General features: G+C 70.0%; 1 protein-coding gene (only partly in view). It reads right to left on the bottom strand.

The genetic code is table 11. From position 1 onward, the window contains the following. Nucleotides 1–23,015 carry the 5' portion of a non-ribosomal peptide synthase/polyketide synthase gene (locus tag AC1DWT_RS19290; protein ID WP_477921847.1) on the bottom strand. Its footprint begins 10,735 nt before the window's first position, so 23,015 of the gene's 33,750 nt are visible here — the first part of the coding sequence; its start codon is at nucleotides 23,013–23,015; the stop codon falls past the left edge of the window.

Raw genomic sequence — 23,015 nt, 5'->3', positions numbered from 1 at the left:
AGGTAGTCGACACCACCGGGCAGTCCCCCGACGACGTCGCGGGTCGCCAGGACGCAGACGGGTTGCGCGCTCTCCAGCACGTACGCGGTGCGCTCGGCCGGATGGTCCGGGTCGATCGGCAGGTACGCGCCGCCTGCCGCGGCGATCGCGTACATGCCGACCAGCAGTTCCACCGAACGCGGAATGGCCAGGCCCACCACGGTTTCGGGGCCGACACCGCGGCCCACGAGATGCCGGGCCAACCGGTTCACCCGCGCCGAGAACTCGGCGTACGTGAGAGATTCGCCGTCGAACACGAGAGCGGTGACGCCCGGGTTCTCCGCGGCGGCGGCCGCGAACATGTCCGCCAGCGTCGTCTCCGGCAGTGCCTGCGCGGTGTCGTTCCATCCGGACACCACGAGTGCGCGCTCGTCGCTGCCGGTGAGCGGCAGGTCGCCGACCGCTGTCCGCGGCGAATCCACCGCGGCGGCCAGCACACGGCGGAACATGTCCGCGAAGCGCTGGACGGTGGCGGCGTCGAACAGGTCGGTGGCGAACGTGAACACACCCGACATCTGCTCACCCTCGGGGCTGTCCCCCAGGATCAGATGCAGATCGAACTGCGCGGTGTCGCCCTCGACGTCGAGCGGCGCGACGGTGAGGTCGGGCAGTTCCAGCTCGGCCTTCGTCGTGTTCTGGAACGAGTAGCCCACCTGGAAGATCGGGTGGTGGGCCATCGAGCGTGCCGGGTTCAGGACCTCGACGAGGCGCTCGAACGGGACGTCCGCGTGCGAGAACGCCTCGAGGTCGGCCTCCCGGGCGCGATCGAGGATCTCGTCGAACGTCTGCCGCCCGTCGACCTGCACCCGCAGCGCGAGGGTGTTGACGAACATGCCGACGACGTCGTCGAGTTCGCGCTCGCCGCGGCCTGCGATCGGGGTGCCGACCGCGATGTCCTCGGTGCCGGACAGCCGGCTGAGCAGCACCGCGAACGCGGCGTGCACGGCCATGAAGACGCTGGCGTTGTGCCTGCGGGCCAGTGCGGCCAGTCCGCGGTGCACCTCGGCGTCGACGGTGAAATCGATCCGCGACCCGCGCAGCGACTGCACGGGCGGACGCGGCCGGTCCACGGGCAGCTCGAGGAGGTCGGGCACGCCCGCGAGGGTCTTCGTCCAGAAGCCCAGCTGGGCGGCGATCAGGCTGTCCGGGTCGTCCTCGCTGCCGAGGAGTTCCCGCTGCCAGATCGCGTAGTCCGCGTACTGCACCGGAAGCGGCGCGAAGCCGGGTTCGCGGCCTGCCGCCCGGGATGCGTACGCCACCATGACGTCACGCACGAAGGGGGCGGTCGATTCGCCGTCGGTCGACACGTGGTGCACGACGAGTGCCAGCACGTAGTCCTGCGGACCGGCTTCGAACAGTCGCACCCGGATCGGCGGCACATCGGCGGTGACGTCGAATCCGGTGGACACCATCTCCACCAACTGCTCACGCAGTTCGGTCTCGGTGACCGGAACGGGTGCGACGTCGATCGGCACCTGCGCGGCCGGGAGGATCACCTGGTGCGGGCCGTCGGCCGAATCCGGGTAGATCGTGCGCAACGACTCGTGCCGCCCCAGCACGTCGAACACCGCGGACTGCAGTGCGTCGACGTCCAGCGCCCCGGTCAACCGGACCGCGAGCGGGATGTTGTAGGCGGGCGAGTCCGGGTCGAAGCGGTTGATGAACCACATCCGGGACTGCGCCAGCGACAACGGGACGAAGGCAGACCTCTCCCGTGGTGCGAGGACGGGCCGTGGCCGGACGTTCTCGTCCGGGGTGGCGATGCGGGCGGCCAGGCCCGCGACCGTCGGGGCCTCGAACAGTTCCCGCACGCCGATGCGGAGTCCGAAGACCTGTCCGGCACGCGACACGACCCGGGTGGCGCTCAGCGAGTTTCCGCCGAGGTCGAAGAAGCTGTCGTCGACGCTGACCTGCTCGAGTCCGAGCACGTCCGCGAAGATGCCCGCGATCGTCTCTTCGGCGGGTGTCGTCGGGGCACGGAACTCCGCACCCGCGGACACGAACTCGGGTTCGGGCAGCCGCGCCCGGTCCAGCTTGCCGATGCCGGTCAGCGGGATCTCGTCGAGGAGGATCACGACGGACGGCACCATGTACGGCGGAAGTGTGTCGCCGACAACCGTCTTCAGCGATTCCGGATCGACCGTCGCGCCGTCGGCGGGCAGGACGTACGACACGAGGGTCGTCAGTCCGGCGGGGTTCTCGCGACCCACGGTCACCGCGAACTCGATGTCCGGCTGCGCGGTCAGGGCGGCGTCGATCTCACCGAGTTCGACGCGGAACCCGCGGACCTTCACCTGGAAGTCGGACCGGCCGACGTACTCCACCCGATGTCCGTCCGCCCAGCGCACGACGTCGCCGGTGCGGTACATGCGGGCGCCGGGCTCGCCGAACGGGTTGGCCACGAACCGTTCCGCCGTGACAGACGGACGGTTGTGGTAGCCGCGGGTCACCGACGGACCGCAGATGTACAGCTCCCCGGGCACGCCCTCCGGCACCGGACGCAACCGTGAATCGAGGATGAGCGATTCGACGCCACGCAGCGGCGAACCGATCGTGACGCGTTCACCGGCCACCATCGGTTCGGTGATGGTGACGATGACCGTGGTCTCGGTGGGACCGTACGCATTGCGCATCTCGCGGCCGGGAGCCCACCGCGCCACGAGTTCCGGCGTGCAGGTGTCGCCGCCGACCACGACGGACGTGACGGAGTCGAGGCCGTCGGGATCGACCGTCATCAGCGCAGTCGGCGTCATGACCACGTTGGTGACCTGTTCGCGGCGGATCAGGTCGGCGAGTTCGTCGCCGCCGTAGACGTCCGCGGGCGAGATCACCAGGGTGGCGCCCGCACTGAACGCGGCGAGCATCTCCCCGACCGACGTGTCGAAGCTCGGCGACGCCACGTGCAGGAACCGGGACTCCGGCGACACGACGTAGTGCTCGCGCACCTCGCGGGTGAGGTTGGCCAGACCGCGGTGGGTGACCACCACGCCCTTCGGCTTGCCCGTCGAACCCGAGGTGTAGATGAGGTACGCGGGATGATCGACCGTCAGCGCGCGGCGCAGATCGGCGTACTCCACCGCGGCCGCACTGCGGGCAGTGATCTCCTCGGCGGCTGCCGTCTCGTCGAGGACGATCCACGGCACCGTGCCGGGCAGGTCGGTGTGATGGCGGGCGACCGTCAGTCCGAGGACCGCTCCCGAATCGGACAGCATCTCGCCGATCCGCTCGAACGGAAGCTTCGGGTCGACGGGCAGGTAGGCGCCGCCGGCCTTCGCGATCGACCAGACCCCGAGGATGGATTCGACGGAGCGCGTGATCGCCAGCGCGACATAGTCCTCCGGCCCCACACCCCGATCGATCAGGACGCGCGCCAGCCGGTTCGACTGCTCGTCGAGTTCGCGGTACGTGAGCTCACGACCCTCGAAGGACACCGCGACCGACTCCGGCGAGATCTCGACGCCCGAACGCAGCAGGTCCGGCAGCGTGCTCGGCTCGACCGACTGCGGCCCGCGGACCGGGGCGATCGCGGCCTTCTCCGCGGCGTCGAGGATCTCGATGTCGCCGAGGACCACGTCGCGGTCGGACGACACGGCGCCGAGGATCCGGACGAACCGGTCCGCGAAGCTCAGGACGGTTTGCTCGTCGAAGATGTCGGTCGAATAGTTGAACGTCGCGGCGATCCCCGCGGCGGCCCCGTCGGCGTAGCGCTCCCCGACGCTGAGCTGGAGGTCGAACTTGGCGACCTCGAGCGGGGCGTCGAGCGCGGAGATCCCGAGGCCCGGGAACTCCATCCGGACCGACTCGTTGTTGTCGAACGACAACGCCACCTGGAACAGCGGCTGGTGCGCCGTCGACCGCGGGACGTCGAGGACCTCGACGAGGCGCTCGAACGGAACGTCGCTGTGGCTGAACGCATTCAGATCGGTGGCGCGCACCTGTGCCAGCAGGTCGGCGAAGGTGTCGTCGGGGCGCACCGACGCGCGGAGCACGAGGGTGTTGACGAACATGCCGACGAGCCTGTCGAGTTCCTGCTCGCCGCGGCCGGCGACCGGCGTGCCGATCGCGACGTCCGTCTGCGAAGACAGCCGCTCGAGCAGCACCGCGAGCGCGGCGTGCACGACCATGAACAGGGTCGTGTTCGTATCCTGGGCGATCGCGAGCAGCCCGCGGTGGGTCTGCGCGTCGATCGTGAACCGCGCCGACGCGCCGCGCAGCGACTGCACGGGCGGCCGGGGCCGGTCGGTCGGCAATTCGAGCACTTCGGGGAGCCCGCCGAGCGCCTGCTGCCAGTAACCGAGCTGGCGGGCGGCCAGCGAGTCGGGGTCCGACTCGTCGCCGAGCGACTCACGCTGCCACAGAGCGTAATCGGCGTACTGGACGGGCAGCGGTTCCCAGCCGGGGGCACTGCCGGCGGCACGCGCCGCGTAGGCGGTCATCACGTCCGTGAACAGCGGCGCCAGCGACGCACCATCGGCCGAGATGTGGTGCACGACCATCATCAGGATGTGGTCGGTGGGGTTCACCTCGAAGCAGGCGACCCGCACGGGGACCGTCTCGGTGACGTCGAATCCGGTGGCACCGAGTTCACGCAGACGCGCGAACAGGTCCTGCTCGTCCGCGACCGGGGTCGGGGTCAGGTCGGACACCACGTCCGCTGTGGGCAGCACGACCTGGTGCGCGTCCTCGTCGCCGACCGGGAAGACCGTGCGCAGCGACTCGTGCCGCTCGACGACGTCCGCCCACGCCGCATTCAGCGCCGCCGCGTCGATCGAGCCGGTCAACCGCACCGCCAACGGCAGGTTGTACGCCGGGGAGGTCGGATCGAACTGGTTGACGAACCACATCCGCTGCTGGGCCAGCGACAGCGGGATCCGGTCGGGCCGCGGTCGGGCGACGAGCGCAGGACGCTGCTCTGCGGTACCCGACGTCGCCTCGAGCAGCGCCGCGAGTTCCGCGACGGTCGGATTTTCGAAGCACTCCCGCACCGAGAGGTGCGCGCCGACCGCCGCCCTGAGGCGGGCGGTGAGCCTCGTCGCGCTGATCGAGTTTCCACCGAGGTCGAAGAACGAGTCGGCGGACCCGACCCGTTCGGCGCCGAGAACATCGGCGAACACGCCCGCCACGACGGTCTCCATCGGCGTGCGCGGGGCCACGTACTCCACCGCGACGGTGGCGAACTCGGGCTCCGGCAAGGCCTTCCGGTCCAGCTTCCCGCTGGCACCGAGCGGGAAACTGTCCAGGACGACGACGCGTGCGGGCACCATGTACGCGGGCAGCACCTGCGCCGCCGCGTCCTGCACCGACTTCGTGTCGACCCGGGCGCCGGACCGCGGCACCACATAGGCCACGAGATTCTCGCCGGTCGACTCGCTTCGATGGATCGTCACCGCTGCCTGCGCCAAGGATTCGTGCGTCAGCAACGCGGCCTCGACCTCGCCGAGTTCGATCCGCAATCCACGCAGCTTGACCTGGAAGTCGCTGCGTCCGATGTATTCGAGGTTCCCGTCGGCGCGCCGGCGAACGACGTCGCCCGTACGGTACATCCGCTGCCCGGACCCGCCGAACGGGTTGGCGACGAACCGATCGGAGGTCAGATCGCTGCGTCCGACGTATCCGCGGGCCAACTGCGTCCCCGCGAGGTACAGCTCGCCGGGAACCCCGACCGGCACCGGGCGAAGCCGTGAATCCAGCACGTGGAGATCCGTGTTCCGCACCGCACTACCGATGGGAACGGTACCGCGGACATCGTGGTCGACCTGCCCGGCGGTCGCGTGCACGGTGAATTCCGTCGGACCGTACAGGTTGTGCACTACGGCATCCGACAGTCCGCGGAACGCCTCGGCGGTCGCGGGCGGGAACGCCTCGCCCGCGACGAGCACGATTCGAAGGCTGAGAAGGTCGTGCCGTTCGGCCTCGCCGACGAACACCGACAGCATCGACGGCACGAACGAGGTCGCCGTGACGCCCTCGCGCGCGATCAGCGCCGCGAGATACTCGGGGTCACCGTGACCGTCGGGCGTCGCGATCACCAGGCGGGCACCCGAGACGAGCGTGCCGAACAACTCCCAGACCGACACGTCGAACGTCGCCGGGGTCTTCTGCAGCACGACATCGTGCGCGCCGAGTCCGTACTCGTCGACGATCCACGAGATCTGGTTCAGGACCGCCGCGTGGCTCACCGCGACGCCCTTCGGCCGACCCGTCGAACCGGACGTGTAGATGACGTAGGCGGGGTTCGACGGCCGGAGAGTCCCCCGGCGCTCCTCGTCGCGCAGCGGCTCGGCCGGCATGTCGACGGACAGCCGGTCGATCTCCACCACGTTGTGCCCGGCGGGAAGGTCGAGAGCATCTCGCGCAACCGTCAGGATGCAGAGCGGCGAGGCGCTGTCAAGGACGTAGGACGTGCGCTCGGCCGGATGGTCGGGGTCGAGCGGAACATACGCCCCACCCGCCTTCACGATCGCGTACATCGCGACCATCGAGTCGATCGACCGCCGGATCGCGAGTGCGACCCGGACCTCCGGCCCGACACCCATCTCGATCAGGGTGCGCGCGAGTGTGTTGACACGCTTGTCGAACTCGGCGTAGGTCAGCGACTCGTCGCCGGACACCAGGGCCACGGCGTCCGGCGTCCGCGCGACCTGCTCGTCGAACAGGTCGACGACGGTCTGCTCCTCCGCTTCGGTCGCGGAGGTCGCCGACGTCGCGTCGGCGATCACGCCGGCGAGGACACCGGCGAACGTGTCGGCGAAACCTTCGCCCGACGATCCGTCGAGCAGTCCGGGCAGCAGGGTGGACAGGGCCACCGTGACCGCGGCCTCCGGGCCGACGCCCACACTGGCGAGCGTGCGCGCGAGTTCCGCGGACTTGTCCCGCAGCTGCACGTACGTGACGTCGGTGCCGTTGTGCGACAGCGCGATTCCGTCCGGGTTGATCGACGCGGCACCGTCGAGGAGTTCGGGCAGCGACTTGGTGGCTGCCAGCTCCTGCGAGATCGAGTGCGACAACAGTGACTGTCCGCCCTCGTCCGGTACGGCGAGCCCGGCCTTCTCGTCCTCGGTCAGGATGTCGATGTCGCCGACGACGGCGTCCGCGTCGGCTGTGACGGCCTCCAGAACACGGACGAAACGATCGGCGAAACCGCGGACCGTCGCCTCGTCGAAGAGATCGGTGGCGTAGGAGAACCAGCCCTGCATGCCGTTCGCGACGGATCCCTCGTCGAACCGTTCCTCGACGGCGACACCGAGATCGGTCTTGCTCGTGGTGAGACCGCTCTCGAGGACCTCGACGGTCAGCCCGGCGAGCTCGAGCTTCGGCCTCTCGAGGTTCTGGAAGCTCAGCATCACCTGCGCGAGCGGCGCGTACGCGGCGGTGCGCGACGGCCGGAGCACCTCGACGATCTGCTCGAACGGCACATCGGCATTGCCGAATGCGTTGAGATCGACCTCACGGGCCTGCGTGAGCAGCGTGCTGAAGCGGGCGTTCTGGTCGACGTCGGTGCGCAGCACCAGAGTGTTGACGAACATCCCGACGAGGTCGTCGAGCGCGCGGTCACCGCGGCCCGCGACCGGGGTGCTGACCGAGATGTCGCTGGTGCTGCTCAGTCGTCCGAGCAGCACCGCGAGCGCGGTGTGCACCACCATGAACAGCGACGCCTGGTGGGTCTGCGCGAGTACGTTCAGGGACCGGTGCACGTCCTGCCCGATCTCGAACTCGATCAGCCCGCCCTGCGGGTTGCGGACCGCCGGGCGCGGCCGGTCGGCCGGGAGGTCGAGGACCTCCGGCGCATCGCCGAGGGCGTGCGTCCAGTACGCGATCTGCTTGCCCGCGAGCGACTCCGGATCGTCCTCGGAGCCGAGGAGGTTGCGCTGCCACAGGGCGAAGTCGGGGTACTGCACGGGCAGCGGCGAGAAGCCGGGCTCCTCCCCCTGCACGCGTGCGCCGTACGCGCCGAACAGGTCCCGCGCGAGCGGGGCCATCGACGAACCGTCCGCCGAGATGTGGTGGACGACGACCACGAGGACGTGGTCGCGTTGCCCGAGCGCGAACAGGGCGGCGCGCACCGGGACGTCGGCGGTGACGTCGAAGCCTGCCGACGCCAGCGTGACGACCCGCTCCCGCAGTTCCTGCTCGCCGGCCACGCGGACCACGTCGAGTTCGGACTGCGTGTCGGACGCGGACAGGACGACCTGGTAGGGGCCGTCGACGGAATCCGGGTACACCGTGCGCAGCGATTCGTGCCGGGCCACGACGTCGGCGATCGCCGTCCGCAGCGCGTCGACGTCCAGTGCGCCGGTGAGCCGGAGCGCCAACGGGATGTTGTACTCGGCCGATTCGGGGTCGAATCGGTTGGCGTACCACATCCGCTGCTGCGCCAGCGATAGCGGCAGACGGTCCGGGCGCGGTCCGGCGGTGACGGGCGGACGGGCGCCGCCGTCCACGCCGAGCGCTTCCAGCCTGCGGGCCAGCTGCTCCACCGTGGGGGCCTCGAAGATCTCGCGGACCGGCGCGTCGATTCCGACGGCCTCGTTGATCCGCGCCATCACGCGGGTGGCGGCGAGCGAGTTGCCGCCGAGCGTGAAGAAGGAGTCGTCGGCGCCGACCTGGTCGACACCGAGCACCTCCGCGAACACCGCGGCGACCCGCTGTTCGAGAGCGGTTCCCGCGGCACGGAACTCGCGGTCCTCCGCCAGGAACTCGGGCTCGGGCAGCGCCCGGCGGTCGAGTTTGCCCACCGGGGTGAGCGGGATCGCGTCGAGCGTCACGATCGTCGACGGCACCATGTACGTGGGGACGAACTCGCCCACGAAGTCCAGTATCGCGGCGACGTCCACCTCGGCTCCCGGCGCCGGCAGCACGTACGACACGAGGACCGAATCCCCGGACGGCCCGGGCAGCACCGACGTCGTCGCGAAGTCGACGGCGGGATGCTTGGCCAGCACCGCGTCGATCTCGCCGAGTTCGATGCGGAACCCGCGAACCTTCACCTGCTGGTCCGAGCGGCCCACGTAGTCGACGGTCAGCGCGCCGTCCGCGTCCTTCGTCCAGCGGACGACGTCGCCGGTGCGGTACATCCGGTCGCCCGGTTCACCGTAGGGGTTCGCCACGAAGCGTCCCGCGGTCAGCGGCGTGCGCCGGTGGTAGCCGCGGGCCAGTCCGAGGCCCGACAGATAGAGGTCACCTGCGATACCGACCGGGACGGGTCGGAGCCGATCGTCGAGGACCAGCGCGCTGGTGCCGCGGATCGGACCACCGATCGTGACCGGGCCGTCGGCGGCCATCGGGTCGCTGATGTTGGTCATGATCGTGGTCTCGGTGGGACCGTAGCCGTTGAACAGCGACCGTCCGGGAGCCCAGCGGGCCGCGAGTTCCGCCGGGACGGCCTCGCCGCCGGCGACGACGAACTGGAAGTCGTCCAGCCCGGACGGGTCCACGGAGGCCAGCGCCGACGGCGTGACGAAGCCGTGCGTGACGCGGTGCTCGCGCAGGAACTTCGCGAACTCGGGTCCGCCGTACACGTCGGTGGGAGCGATCACCATGGTGGCGCCGGCGCCGACCGCGAGCAGCAGTTCCAGAACGGACGCGTCGAAACTCGGCGACGCGAAGTGCAGCGTCCGCGAGTCGGTCGTCACCGAGTAGCGCTCACGCTGTTCGGCGGCGAAGTTGGCCAGACCCCGGTGCGTGACGACGACGCCCTTGGGCTGCCCGGTGGTGCCGGACGTGTAGATCACGTAGGCGCTGTTGGCCGGTGTGACCGCCGTCCGGCGCTCCGCCTCCGCGACGGGAGCCGTGGAGTAGCGCGCCGAGGCGTCCACGAAGTCGTCGCTGTCGAGGATCAGCCAGTCGACGTCCCGCGGAAGCCTGCCGACCTCGGAGCTCACGGAAAGGCCCAGTGTCACACCGGAATCGGTGACCATGTGGGCGATGCGCTCGTCCGGGTACCCGGGGTCGATCGGCACGTACGCGCCGCCACTCTTGGCGACGGCCCAGATGCCGACGATGGACGGGATCGAGCGGGTGATGCCGAGCCCGACGAACGTTTCCGCGCCGACCCCGCGTTCGATCAGAATGCGCGCCACCCGGTTCGAGCGCTCGTCCAGTTCGCGGTAGGTGATGCTGTCGCCGCCCGACACGATCGCGTCCCCGTCCGGGTTCGCGGCGACCGCAGCCTCGAGCAGTTCGACGAGCGTGGTGGGCGCGACGCCCTCGATACCGCGGACCGGTGTCAGTTCCTCGGTCTCCGCGGCGTCGAGAATGGGGATGTCCCCCACCGCGACGTCGGTTCCGCCGCCCGCGACGGCGGTGAGGATCCGCACGAAGCGGTCCGCGAAGCCCTGCACGGTGTCCGCGTCGAAGATCTCGGTGGCGTACCCGAGAACACCGGTGATCCCGGTGGGCGCACCCTCGTCCGACCACAGTTCGCGCAGGTCGACGGTGAGGTCGAACTTGCTGAACTCGACGTCCACGGCACCGGGTGTCGCCTCGAGTCCGGCGAATTCGAGCGACGGGATGCCGTTGACCTGATGGGTCAGCACGACCTGGAACAGCGGCGAGTACGCCGTGGACCGGGTCGGATTCAGGGCGTCCACCAACTGCTCGAACGGAACGTCCTGGTTGCTGAATGCGGCGAGGTCCTGGGTGCGGACCTGCTCGAGCAGTTCGCCGAAGGAGGTTCCGGGCTCGACCTCGGTCCGCAGCACCAGCGTGTTGACGAACATGCCGACGAGGTTCTCGAGCGCCTCGTCGCCGCGACCGGCCACCGCGGCGCCGATGGCGATGTCGGTGCTCGAACTGAGCCGCGCCAGCAGCACGGACAGTGAGGCGTGCAGCACCATGAACACAGACACGTTGTGCGCCCGCGCGACCTCGCCGAGACGACGGTGCACGTCCTCGTCGACGGAGAAGCCGACGGAGGCGCCTGCCATCGACCGCACCGTCGGGCGGGGGCGGTCGATGGGGAGAGCCAGCACGTCGGGGACACCCGCGAGGGTCTTCGACCAGAAGTCGATCTGCGCGGCGGCCAGAGAATCGGGGTCGTCCTCGGAACCGAGCACGTCCCGCTGCCACAGCGCGTAGTCGGCGTACTGGACGGGCAGCACCGGCCAGGCGGGCTCCGTGCCCTCTCGGTGGGCCGCGTACGCCGTCATGACGTCGCGGGCCAGCGGCAGCGTGGAGGCGCCGTCGGACGCGATGTGGTGCATGACGAGCACGAGGACGTGGTCGTTCGCGCCGAGCCGGAACAGGCGGGTCCGGACCGGGATCGTGTCGGTGACGTCGAAGCCGGTGGACCCGAACTCGAACATCCGGTCCCGCAGGTCCTCCTCGCGGACGTCGACCGGTTCGAGAGCGAGGTCGACGTCGGCGGCGGGCAGGATCACCTGGTGCGCACCGGAATCGGAGTCCGGGAACACGGTCCGCAGCACCTCGTGCCGCGCGACGACGTCGGACAGCGCCGCGGCCAGGGCGTCGACGTCCAGTTCGCCGCGCAGCCGCACGGTGAGCGGAACGTTGTACGCGGGTGAAGACGGATCGAAACGGTTGAGGAACCACATCCGCTGCTGCGCGAGCGACAGCGGCAACGCCTGGGGGCGCCGTGCCGCGACGAGCGCGGGGCGGCGGGTGCCGGTGTGGGCCCGGTCTTCGACGAGCTTCGCGAGGGTCGCGACCGTGGGCGCCTCGAACAGGTCACGGATCCCGACCTCGGTGCCGGTCGCGGACGTGACGCGGGCAGCCACCCGGGTGGCGCTGAGCGAGTTGCCACCGAGGTCGAAGAACGACTCGTCGACGCCCACCCGCGGCGCGGAGATCACGTCACCGAAGATGCCGGCGACGATCTCCTCGAGCGGCGTGCGCGGGGCGACGAATTCGGCGGTGCCGGTGGTGAAGACCGGTTCCGGAAGAGCCTTGCGGTCGACCTTGAGATTCGCGTTGAGCGGCATCTCGTCGAGGACCATCACCGTGTCCGGGATCATGTGCGACGGCAGCACGTCCCGCAGTGCGTCCACGGTCGCGTCGACGTCGAGTTCGGTGCCCGCGGTCGCGGTGACGTACGCGACGAGCCGGGGACCCTGCTCGCTGTCGTGCACGACCACCACCGACTTCTGCACCGCGCTGTTCGCGGTGAGGGCGGCCTCGATCTCGCCGAGTTCGATCCGGAGACCGCGGATCTTGACCTGGAAGTCGCTGCGGCCCACGAACACGAGCCCACCGTGGTCGAGTTCGCGGACGCGGTCGCCGGTCCGGTACATGCGGGCGCCGGGCCCCTCGAACGGGTTCGCCACGAACCGCGACGCGGTGGTGCCGAACATGTTGCCGTAACCGCGGGCCAGGACCTGGCCGCCGATGTACAGGTCACCGGTCACTCCCGGCGGCACGGGGCGCATCCGGCCGTCGAGCACGTGGTACCGGACACCGCGGAACGCGGTGCCGAACGGGACCGGCCACTTCTCGGCGTCCGCGGTGGAGAGGTCCAGTTCGTACGAGGAGCACGTGACCGAGGCCTCGGTCGGACCGTAATTGTTGAGCAGGCGCGAGTCCGTGCCGATCAGCGCCGTGCACGCCGCCGGCCGCAGCATCTCACCGCCGAGGAGAATCACCTTCAGGTTGGGCAGGACACCCTCGGTGTCCAGTTCGGTGAGGACCTCGAACGCACTCGGCGCGAGGTTGGTGATCTGGACGTCGCCGGTGCCGATCATGCGGAGAATCGGTCCCGGATCGAAGCCGTCGTCGGCGAGGTGGAGCACGCCGCCGTACGCGAGTCCCACCCAGATGTTCTTCTGCGTCTGGTCGAACAGCGGCGAGTTCGCGATCAGCAGTCCGGTGCCGTCCTTCACCCGGAGGTCGCCCTGGTACGACTGGTAGTTGTTGGACAGACCCAGCATCGGGACCATCGTCGGCTTGGGCCGTCCGGTCGAGCCCGACGTCGAGATGACGTGCCCCAGGCGCTTGCCTGCGTGCTCGTCGGACCACGGATCGTGCGGGAAATCGGTGTCGTCGAGTGAGGCGAGGTGACGCACCGTCTCGGGATCGTCGAGCACGATCGGGTCGTCGAGCGCCGCGTTGCCGATGGGTGCGCCGGTGAGCCCGCTCCAGGACCGGGTGGCCACCACGGCCCGCGTTCCGCTGTCGTCGACCAGTCCCGTGATCCGCTCGATCCCCCACTTCTGGTCGAACGGCGAGTAGGCCGCGCCGACCTTCCAGGCGGCGATCATCCCGATCACCCATTCCAGGGATCGGGGGGTGAGGAGTGCGACGACGTCGTCGGGGCGAACCCCCCGCGACACCAGTTCGCGGGCGAGTTGGTTGGCGCGACGGTTCACTTCGCCGCGGGTGGTCGAGACACCCCCGGCGACGACGGCGGGAGCCTGCGGGTCGCGCTCGACCCACTCCTGCCAGCGGGTGACGAAGAGTTCGAGCGGCCAGCCCTCCGTCTCCGCGGTCTCCGCCTCGGGTCCGGCGACGATCTCCGGTGCGGGCGCCACGATCTCGATGTCGCCGACCAGGGCGTGCGCGTCCGCGATGACCTGGTCGAGGATCGTGCCGAAGCCGTCCTTCCCGTCCTCCGACGGCGGGGCCATCATGATGGTGGGAACCAGGCCGGACAGCACGACGGACACGATCGCGTCGGGGCCCATGCCCCGCTCGGACAGCGGAGCCGACATCAAGCGCAGGCGCTCGTCGAACTCGCGGTACGTCACCTGCATGCCGTCGTGGGCGACGGCCACGGCGTCGGGGGCGACGTCGACCGCAGCAGCCAGAAGCTGCGGCAGCTCGCGAACTGTCATCGTGCGGGCAGGTCGCGCTTGGCTCAACTTTGCTCTCTCGTGTTCGGTGAGAATGTCGATGTCGCCTACAGCGACACCGGGATCGGTGACGACGGCCTCGAGGATCCTGACGAACCGTTCCGCGATACGTTCGGCGGTGCCGCGCTCGAACAGGTCGGTGGCGAACGTGAACCGCCCGCCCAGACCCGCAGGCCGACCCGACTCGTCGGCCTTCTCGGTGATCGTCAACGTGAGGTCGTACTTGGCGCCCTGCGCCATGTCGTCGATCACGCGCACGGTCAGCCCGGGCAGTTCGAGCGCGTCCATCCGGTTGTTCTGGAACGACAGCATCACCTGGAACAGCGGCGAATAGGCCGCCGAGCGCCGGATCCGCAGCGCCTCCACGATCTTCTCGAACGGCACGTCGGAATTGCCGAATGCCGCCAGGTCACCCTCGCGGACCCGGTCGACGAGACCGGAGAACGAATCTCCCGGCCGCACGTGGGTACGCAGGACGAGGGTGTTGACGAACATGCCGACGAGGTCGTCGAGCGCCTGGTCGCCGCGTGCGGCGAGCGGGGTGCCGACGGTGATGTCGTCGCTGTTGCTCAGCCGCGACAGCAGCGTCGTCAGTGCGGCGTGCGTCACCATGAAGAGGGACGCTCCGTGGTCCTTGCCGACCGCTTCGAGGCCGCGCCGCAACTCCGGGGTGATCGCGAAGTCGATCGAGTCGCCCAGCATCGACTGCCTGGCCGGGCGTACGTGGTCCAGCGGCAGGTCGATCAGCTCGGGTGCCCCGGCAAGGGTGTCCGCCCAGTGGGCGATCTGCTTGCCCGCGAGCGACCGCATGTCGGCGGGGTCGCCGAGGACGTCACGCTGCCAGAGCGCGAAGTCGGGGTACTGCACCGGCAGCGGCTGCCACAGCGGGGCCGCGCCCGCGGTGCGCGCGCTGTAGGCGACCATGACGTCCCGCGCGAGCGGCGCCATCGACGCGCCGTCGGCGCAGATGTGGTGCACCACGAGGACGAGCAGGAATTCGCTCTCGCTCGTGGCGAACAGCCGGATCCGCAGCGGGGGCGCGACCGTGACGTCGAATCCCTCGGTGGCGAATTCGGTGAGGGCCGTGTGGAGCCCGGCCTCGGGCACCCGCACGGGCGTGAGGTCGAACGGAACCTGGGTGACGTCGACGACCTGCTGGTACGGCCCGTCGGCGGAGTCCGGGAACACCGTCCGCAGCGACTCGTGCCGCGCGAGTACGTCGGAGACGGCCGACGACATCGCGTCGATGTCGAGTGCACCGGACAGCCGAACGGCGAGCGGGATGTTGTACGCCGAGGACGCCGTGTCGAACCGGTTCATCAGCCACATGCTCTGCTGCGCCATCGACAGCGGAACGCGCTCGGGGCGCGGCCGCGCGACGAGCGCCGGGCGGTCCGAGCCGGTGCCTGCCTGCTCGGCGACCTTGGCGGCGAGCCGCTCCACGGTCGGCGCCTCGAACAACTCGCGCACGCCCAGTCGGGTGCCTGCGGCGGCGTTGAGCCGCGCAACTGCCTTCGTCGCGACGAGCGAGTTGCCGCCGAGGTCGAAGAACGACTCGGCGACGCTGATCTTCGGAAGCCCGAGCACGTCCGCGAGGACACCGGCGACCAGTTCCTCGGTGGGTGTGCGCGGTTCGACCATCTCGCCCTGCAGGGCGTCGAAATCGGGCTCGGGCAGAGCCTTCCGGTCGAGTTTGCCTGCCGTGGTGAGCGGGATTTCGTCGAGGACGACGATCGCGCTCGGCACCATGTGCGCCGGCAGTGTGTCGCCGACGAAGTGCGTCACCTCGGCGACGTCGACCGTGGCACCCGCGGTCGGCAGCACGTACGACACGAGGGCCGTCGATCCCGACGGCAGCGACGTGCCGAGGGTGGCCGCGAATTCGAGGTTCGGGTGCGCCACCAGCGCCGCGTCGATCTCGCCGAGTTCGATGCGGAAGCCGCGGACCTTCACCTGGAAGTCGCTGCGGCCCACGTACTCCACCCCGTAACCGGCGCGGTGCCCGGGGTCGGCGACGAACCGGACGATGTCGCCCGTGCGGTACATCCGGCTGCCGTTCTCACCGAACGGGTTGGCGACGAATCGTTCGGAGGTGAGGCCGAGACGGTCGTGGTATCCGCGGGCGAGACCGGGGCCCGCGATGTACAGCTCCCCTGCCACGCCGACGGGTACCGGGCGCAGGAGTGCGTCGAGGACGTAGACGGTGACGGCACAGACGGGACCGCCGATCTCGATCCGGTTCCCGGGCACCAGCATGTTGCTGACGTTGCTCATGACCGTGGCCTCGGTGGGACCGTAGCCGTTGTACATCCGGCGGCCCGGCGCCCAGCGTTCCACCAGTTCCGGCGGGCACGCCTCGCCGCCGACGACGACGACCTCGAGCCGATCGAGTCCGGCCGGCTCCACCGACGCGAGCGCGGCGGGCGTGACGAAGGCGTGGGTGACGTCGTTGTCCGCGAGGAAGTGTCGCAGTTCCTCGCCGCCGTACAGGTCGGCGGGGGCCACGACCATCGTCGCGCCGCAACCGAACGCGAGCAGCAGTTCGAGGACGGACGCGTCGAAACTCGGGGACGCGAAGTGCAGGGTCCGCGCCGAGGGGCTCACCCCGTAATGGGTGCGCTGTTCGGCGGAGAAGTTGGCCAGACCCGTGTGGGTGACGACGACGCCCTTGGGCAGACCTGTGGTGCCGGACGTGTAGATCATGTAGGCCGCGTCCTCGAGCCGGACCGGCACGGTCCGCTCGGAATCCGTCACCGGCTCCGGCGACTTCGGGGCGCACAGCGACTCGCACTCGGACGAGTCCAGCGCGAGCCAGTCGACACCCGACGGAAGGTCGTCCCGCTGAGCGGACACGGTGAGGCCGAGGATCGCGCCGGAGTCGGCGACCATGTGCGCGATGCGCTCGGACGGGTAGCGGGGGTCGACGGGCACGAACGTGCCGCCGGCCTTGGCCACGGCCCACGTTCCGATCACCGAGTGCTGCGAGCGCGTCATCCCGAGCGCCACAGACGTTTCCGGTCCGACTCCGCGGTCGATGAGCACGCGCGCGAGACGGCTCGAGCGCGCGTCCAGTTCCGCGTAGGTCATCGACTCGCCGTCCGCGACGAGCGCGATGCGCTCGCCGTTCTCCGCCGCGGCCGCAGCGAGGATCTCCGGCAGCGACAGCGGTGCGGCGGCGTCGGTGCCGTGCGCCGCGAGCAGCGACGCGCGCTCGTCGGGAGCGAGGATGTCGATGTCCGCGATGCGCGTGTCTACGTCCCCGGACAACGCCCCGAGCACGCGGACGACCCGCGCCATGATCTCCTCGACCTCGGCGGCCTCGAACAGCTCGGGAAGGAACTTGGCGGTCAGGTGCAGCCGCGGGTCGGTCATCGCGACGATCGCCAGCGGGTAGTGCGTGGCGTCGTTGGACGTCACGTCGAGAACGCGGAGTCCCTCGATGTCGCTGTTCTTCGTGAGGGCTTCACGGTCGAGCGGGTAGGACTCGTAGACCATCAGGGTGTCGAACAGCGCTCCGAGTCCGAGCCCCTGCTGGATGTCGGTGAGCCCGACGTGATGGTGCTCGAGCAACTCGGTCTGCTCGTGCTGGATGCGGTCGAGCAGGGTGCGCACGGCGTCGCCTGCCTGCACGCGGACCCGGACCGGCAGGGTGTTGATGAAGAGCCCGAGCATCGACTCGATGCCGGGCACCTGCGGCGGACGGCCCGAGACGGTGGTGCCGAACACCACGTCGTCCCGCCCGGTCAGCCTGCCCAGCACGATTCCCCACGCGGCCTGGACCAGCGTGTTCATGGTGACGCCGAGTTCGCGCGCACGCGCGGTCATGTCGGCGAGCAGGTCGTCCGGCAGATCCATGACGAGCTCACCGGGGGTGAGCGCCGGAGCCGTCTCCGTATGTGCAGGCGCGAGAAGGGTGGGCTCCTCGACACCGCCGAGGGCCTTCGCCCACGCGTCCACCGACACCTGCGGATCCTGTGCCGCCAGCCACTCGAGGTAGCTGCGGTACGGACGCGGCTGCGGCAGCGCCAGCGCGTCGCCGTCCACCGCGTACAGGGTCAGCAGATCCTGGATGAGGATCGGCAGCGACCAGCCGTCCAGCAGGATGTGGTGGTTGGTGACGGCGAACCGGTAGCGGTCCGCACCCGTCTCGACCAGCAGGAATCGCACCAGAGGCGGGGCCGTCATGTCGAACCGGTCCGTCCGGTTCGCGAGCATCAGCGCATCGAGTTCGGCGTCCCGGTCGTGCTCGGACGAGGCCGACAGGTCGACGTGCGTCCACGGCACGTCCACCCGGTCGACGACCACCTGCATGCCGGTGCCGTCGTCGCCCGCGACGAAAGCGGTGCGCAGGTTGGGGTGCCGGGCGACGAGCGATTCCGCGGCGCGGCGGAGTCGGCCGGTGTCGACGGATCCGCCCAGGTCCATGACCAGCTGAGTGGTGTACACGTCGGTGGTGGCACCGGCCAGCGACGCGTGGAACAGCAGGCCCACCTGCAGCGGGGCCAGCGACCAGACGTCGGCGAGCGCGGGGTAGTCGCTCTCGAGGGTGTCGATCCGGCGCTGGCTCAGCGGAACGAGGTCGAGGTCCGACGGCGTCCGGCCGCCGGCTCCCGGCCGCTTCGTGTGCTCGACGAGCCCTTCGAGCGCGCGCGTCCACAGGCCGGTGAGCTCCCCCACCTCGGCGTCCGTGAGGACACCCTGCGGAAAGTCGACGGTGGCCGAAAGTCGTTGTTCGCCTTCGACGTCCACGATCATCGCGTTGATGTCGAGGGCGAAGTGCACCGGCATCTCGCTGTTGCGGGTGCCGGTCAGCTCCATCGTGTCGGTGTCGGGGACCCAGCCTGCAGCCCGGAACGCGGCGGGAATCTCGCCGACCGACACGCGGCCCAGATAGTTGAAGCTGATCTGGGGGCTCGGCAGCGCCGCGAGAACCGCGCGGGTCTCGGCGTTGAGGAACCGCAGCATTCCGTAACCGATGCCGTGCTCGGGTACGCGCGCGAGTTGTTCCTTCACCGATTTGACGGCCTGACCTGCGGCCGCACCGCCGGCGAGGGCGTCACGGACGTCGACGCCGGGCGCCGACAACCGGACCGGGAACATGCTGGTGAACCAGCCCACCGTGCGGGACAGGTCGGCGCCGGGGAGCACCGTCTCCTCGCGGCCGTGGCCTTCGAGGTGCACGAGCGTGGAGGACTCGGTGATCCCGCGTTCCGCGCGCCACGCCGCGACGGCAAGCGCGAGGGCGGTGAGAAGACCGTCGTTCACGCCACCGTGGAAGGCGCGCGGCACGTCGGTCAGCAGACCGTCGGTGACGTTCGCCGGGACCTCCAGGCGGACCCGCCCGGTGGTCGAGACCGTGTCGCGGCCGTCGAGGGCGCGCGAACCGATCAGCGGGTCCGCACCGTCCAGCGTGGTGCGCCAGTAGTCCAGTTCGCCCACGCGCCGGGCACTGCGCGCGTTGTCGGCGAGGCCGTGCGCCCAGCGGCGGACCGAGGTCCCGACGGCCGGGAGCAGCGGGTCGGCCCCGGCGGCGATCTGCCCCCAGGCGGACGCGAAGTCGGGCACCAGCACTCGCCAGGACACGCCGTCCACCGCGAGGTGGTGGATCACCACGAGCAGGCGTCCCGTCCGCGGGGCGCTCTCCGCCTCCGCGGTGTCGCCGTCCGCGGCGTCCCGAGGTGCGGGTTCGGCGGAGTCCTCGGCGGGCGCGAACCAGACGAAACGCACCACACCGCCGGTCGCCGGGTCCAGCCTGTCCACGGTGCGCTCGAGGGCGTGCGCTGCCAACGACTCGAACGTGCCGGTGCCGGGACCGTCGGTGAATTCGACGCGATCGACGAGGCGGTCGACGTCGACCGAGCCGATCGGAGCGACCTCCAGCGACCACCCGGACGGAGAGTCGTTGCGCCGCAACGACGAACGCAGGGCGTCGTGGCGATCGACGACGGCCGCCAGCGTGCGCACCAGGCGCTCGCGCTCCACCTTCGGCGGCAGCGCGAGGAGAATGGACTGGGAGTACCGGTGGAAGTCGCCACCCAGCTCCGTCATCCAGTGCACGACCGGGGTCAGCGGCATGGTGCCGATACCGGCGCCCGGCAACTCCTCGAGGACGTGCACCGTCGCCGACTCGGATGCGGACTTCGCGACCTCGGCGAGCGAGGCAACGGTCTTGCGCTCGAAGACGTCCCGGGCTGTGAACAGGACGCCGGCTTCCTTCGCGCGGGACACCAGCTGGATCGAGACGATGCTGTCGCCGCCGAGCGCGAAGAACGAGTCGCCGACACTGACGCGCGGCAGACCGAGGACCTCGGCGAACAGGCCGGCGATCGACTCCTCCATGGTGCTGCGGGGAGCCACGTACTCGCTGGACTCCGCCGCGAACGTGGGTTCGGGCAGCGCCTTCCGGTCGAGCTTGCCGCTCGCGCCGACCGGCATCTCGGCGAGCACCATGACGGCGTCGGGAACCATGTACGAGGGCACCGCGCGGCCGACGTGGACCGTCAGATCGTCGACGTCCACCGCGGAACCGGCCTCGGGAACGACGTAACCGACGAGCCGCTGCCCGAGGGAACTGTCGTGCACGACCACAACCGACTGCGCCACATGAGGATACGAGGACATCGCGGACTCGATCTCGCCCAGCTCGATCCGCAGTCCGCGCACCTTCACCTGGAAGTCGGTGCGGCCGAGGTACTCGATGCTGCCGTCGACGCGCCACTTGACGAGGTCGCCGGTGCGGTACAGGCGGGTACCCGCGGCGTCGAAAGGATTGGCCACGAAGCGTTCTGCGGTGAGATCCGGCCTGCCCTCGTAGCCGCGGGCCACCTGGGCGCCCGCGAGATAGAGCTCTCCCGCGGATCCGATGGGTGCGGGCCGGAGGTGACCGTCGAGCACGTACGCCTCGGTGTTCCACACCGGGGTGCCGATGGGGATCGTGTGGACCGACTCCCGATCCACCTCGCTCGCGGTGGCGTGCACGGTGAACTCGGTGGGGCCGTACAGGTTGTGCAACTCGGCGCCGGACTTCGCCCGGAACGCCGCTGCGACGGCAGGCGGAAACGCTTCTCCCGCAACGAGAACGACGCGCAGGCTGACGAGTTGTTCGCGGTCGGCCTCGGAGACGAACACCGACAGCATCGACGGGACGAACGACGTCGCCGTGACGTTCTCGCGCGCGATCACGTCGGCGAGGTAGGTGGGGTCGCGATGCCCCTCGGGCGCGGCGATCACCACGCGCGACCCGGAGGCGAGTGCAGCGAACAGTTCCCAGACCGACACGTCGAACGTCGTCGGCGTCTTCTGCAGCACGACGTCGTGCGCGTCGAGGCCGTAGCGCGACGCGATCCACGTGACCTGGTTCAGGACGGCAGCGTGGCTCACCGCCACACCCTTCGGTCGCCCGGTGGACCCGGACGTGTAGATGACGTACGCCGGGTTGGCGGCCCGCAGGCCCGCAGTCCGCTCCTCGTCGCGGATCGGGCCCGCCGGAACGCCGCTCGGATCCACGGCGTCGATCTCCACGACGTCGTGATCGGCGGGGAAGACGAGACCGTCCCGCGCGACTGTGAGAATGCACAGCGGGCGGGCGCTGTCGAGCACGTATGCGGTGCGCTCGGCGGGGTGGTCGGGGTCGAGGGGCACGTATGCGGCGCCTGCCTTGACGACGGCGTACATCGCGACCATGGAGTCGAGTGAGCGGCGGATCGCGAGGGCGACCTTGGTCTCCGGACCCACGCCACGGCCGATCAGCGTCCGGGCGAGGCGGTTCACCCGCGCGTCGAACTCGGCGTAGGTGAGCTCCTCGCCCTCGAAGACGAGCGCCGTCGCGTCGGGCGTGCGCGCGACCTGGGCGTCGAACAGGTCGACGACGGTGCCCGCAGGCGGGGCCACGACGTCGCCGTTCCACCGCGTCACGACCTGCTCGTACTCCTCACCGCTCATCGTGGCCAGGTCGGACACCGAGGCGTCGTCGCCGGCGCCGAGGAAGCGCTCGAAGAAGTCGAAGAATCGGCTGTGGTGACGGTCCAGCTCGTCCGCCGAGTACAGGTTGGGGTTGGCCTCGAAGTCGATGTGGATCTTGCTGCCTGCCACACCCTGGTAGATGTTGAGCGAGAGGTCCTCGACCGGTCCGGTGGTGAGGACGTTCTGGTGCCCGGTGACCGTTCCCAGCTTGATCTCGCTGTGGAACATCATGATGTTGATCGAGGGTCCGAAGAAGCCGCGCTGCCCCTGGGGCGCGCCGGCGTCGCGGCGGATGTCCTCGTGCCGGTAGCGCTGGCGGCGCAGGGCCCCGGTGAGTTCGATCTGCACGCTCTTGACCAGCTCGGGGACGGTCATCTCCGGGGTGATCTGGAGGCGGAGCGGAACGATGTTGGACACCATTCCACCGGAGCGGCGCAACGTGGCGGTGGTGCGGGCCGACACCGGCAGGCTGAGGACGACGTCCGTCCGGTCGGTCATGTGGGCCAGGTACGCGGCGAACGCGGCCACCACGATGGGCGCGGAACTGGCGTTACTGCCGCCCAGCGCCTCGTCGAGAAGGGTGGCGGTGGACTCGGGCAGTGCTTCGGAGGAGAGTCGCGCGAACTTGCCGACCATCGCGGCACGACCGGCCAGGCTCGGGGCCTCGGGCAGGTGCGCGGTGCGTTCGGCCCAGTATTCGCGATCCTTCGCGAAGCGGTCGGAATTGCGGTACCGCTGCTCGTCCTCGACGATCCGGACCAGGTCCTCGGCGCGGCAGGCCGGCGGCTCGGCGCCCTCGACCAGTGCGGTGTAGATCTCGGCGATGCGCGCGATCAGCGCCATCGCGCCGAAGCCGTCGAGCGCGATGTGGTGAATGCGGCAGAACCAGAAGTAGTGGTTCTCGCCGACGTGGAGCAGGTAGACCACGACGAGGCGGTCCTCGAGAAGGTCGACGGGGGCGCTGTAGTTGGCCCGCATCCACTTCTCGGCGGCGTCGACGGAATCGTCCTCGCCCCGCAGGTCGACATAAGTGATGGCGTCGTCGAGCGCCTTGTCGACGTACTGGTACGGAACGCCGTCGATCTCGACGAGGCGGAGGAAGCCGGAGCCGAACTCCCGGCCGGTGCGCTTGCTGGCCTCGGTCAGGAGGTCGAGGTCGATGTCGCCGCGAAGCTCGATGTACTGGGCGATAGTGAGGGGAACGTCGCCCAT

The sequence above is a fragment of the Rhodococcus sp. P4_B6 genome (assembly GCF_056402215.1).
The sequence above is the reverse complement of the archived record's forward strand: the minus strand, read 5'-3'. Positions and strand labels throughout refer to the sequence as shown.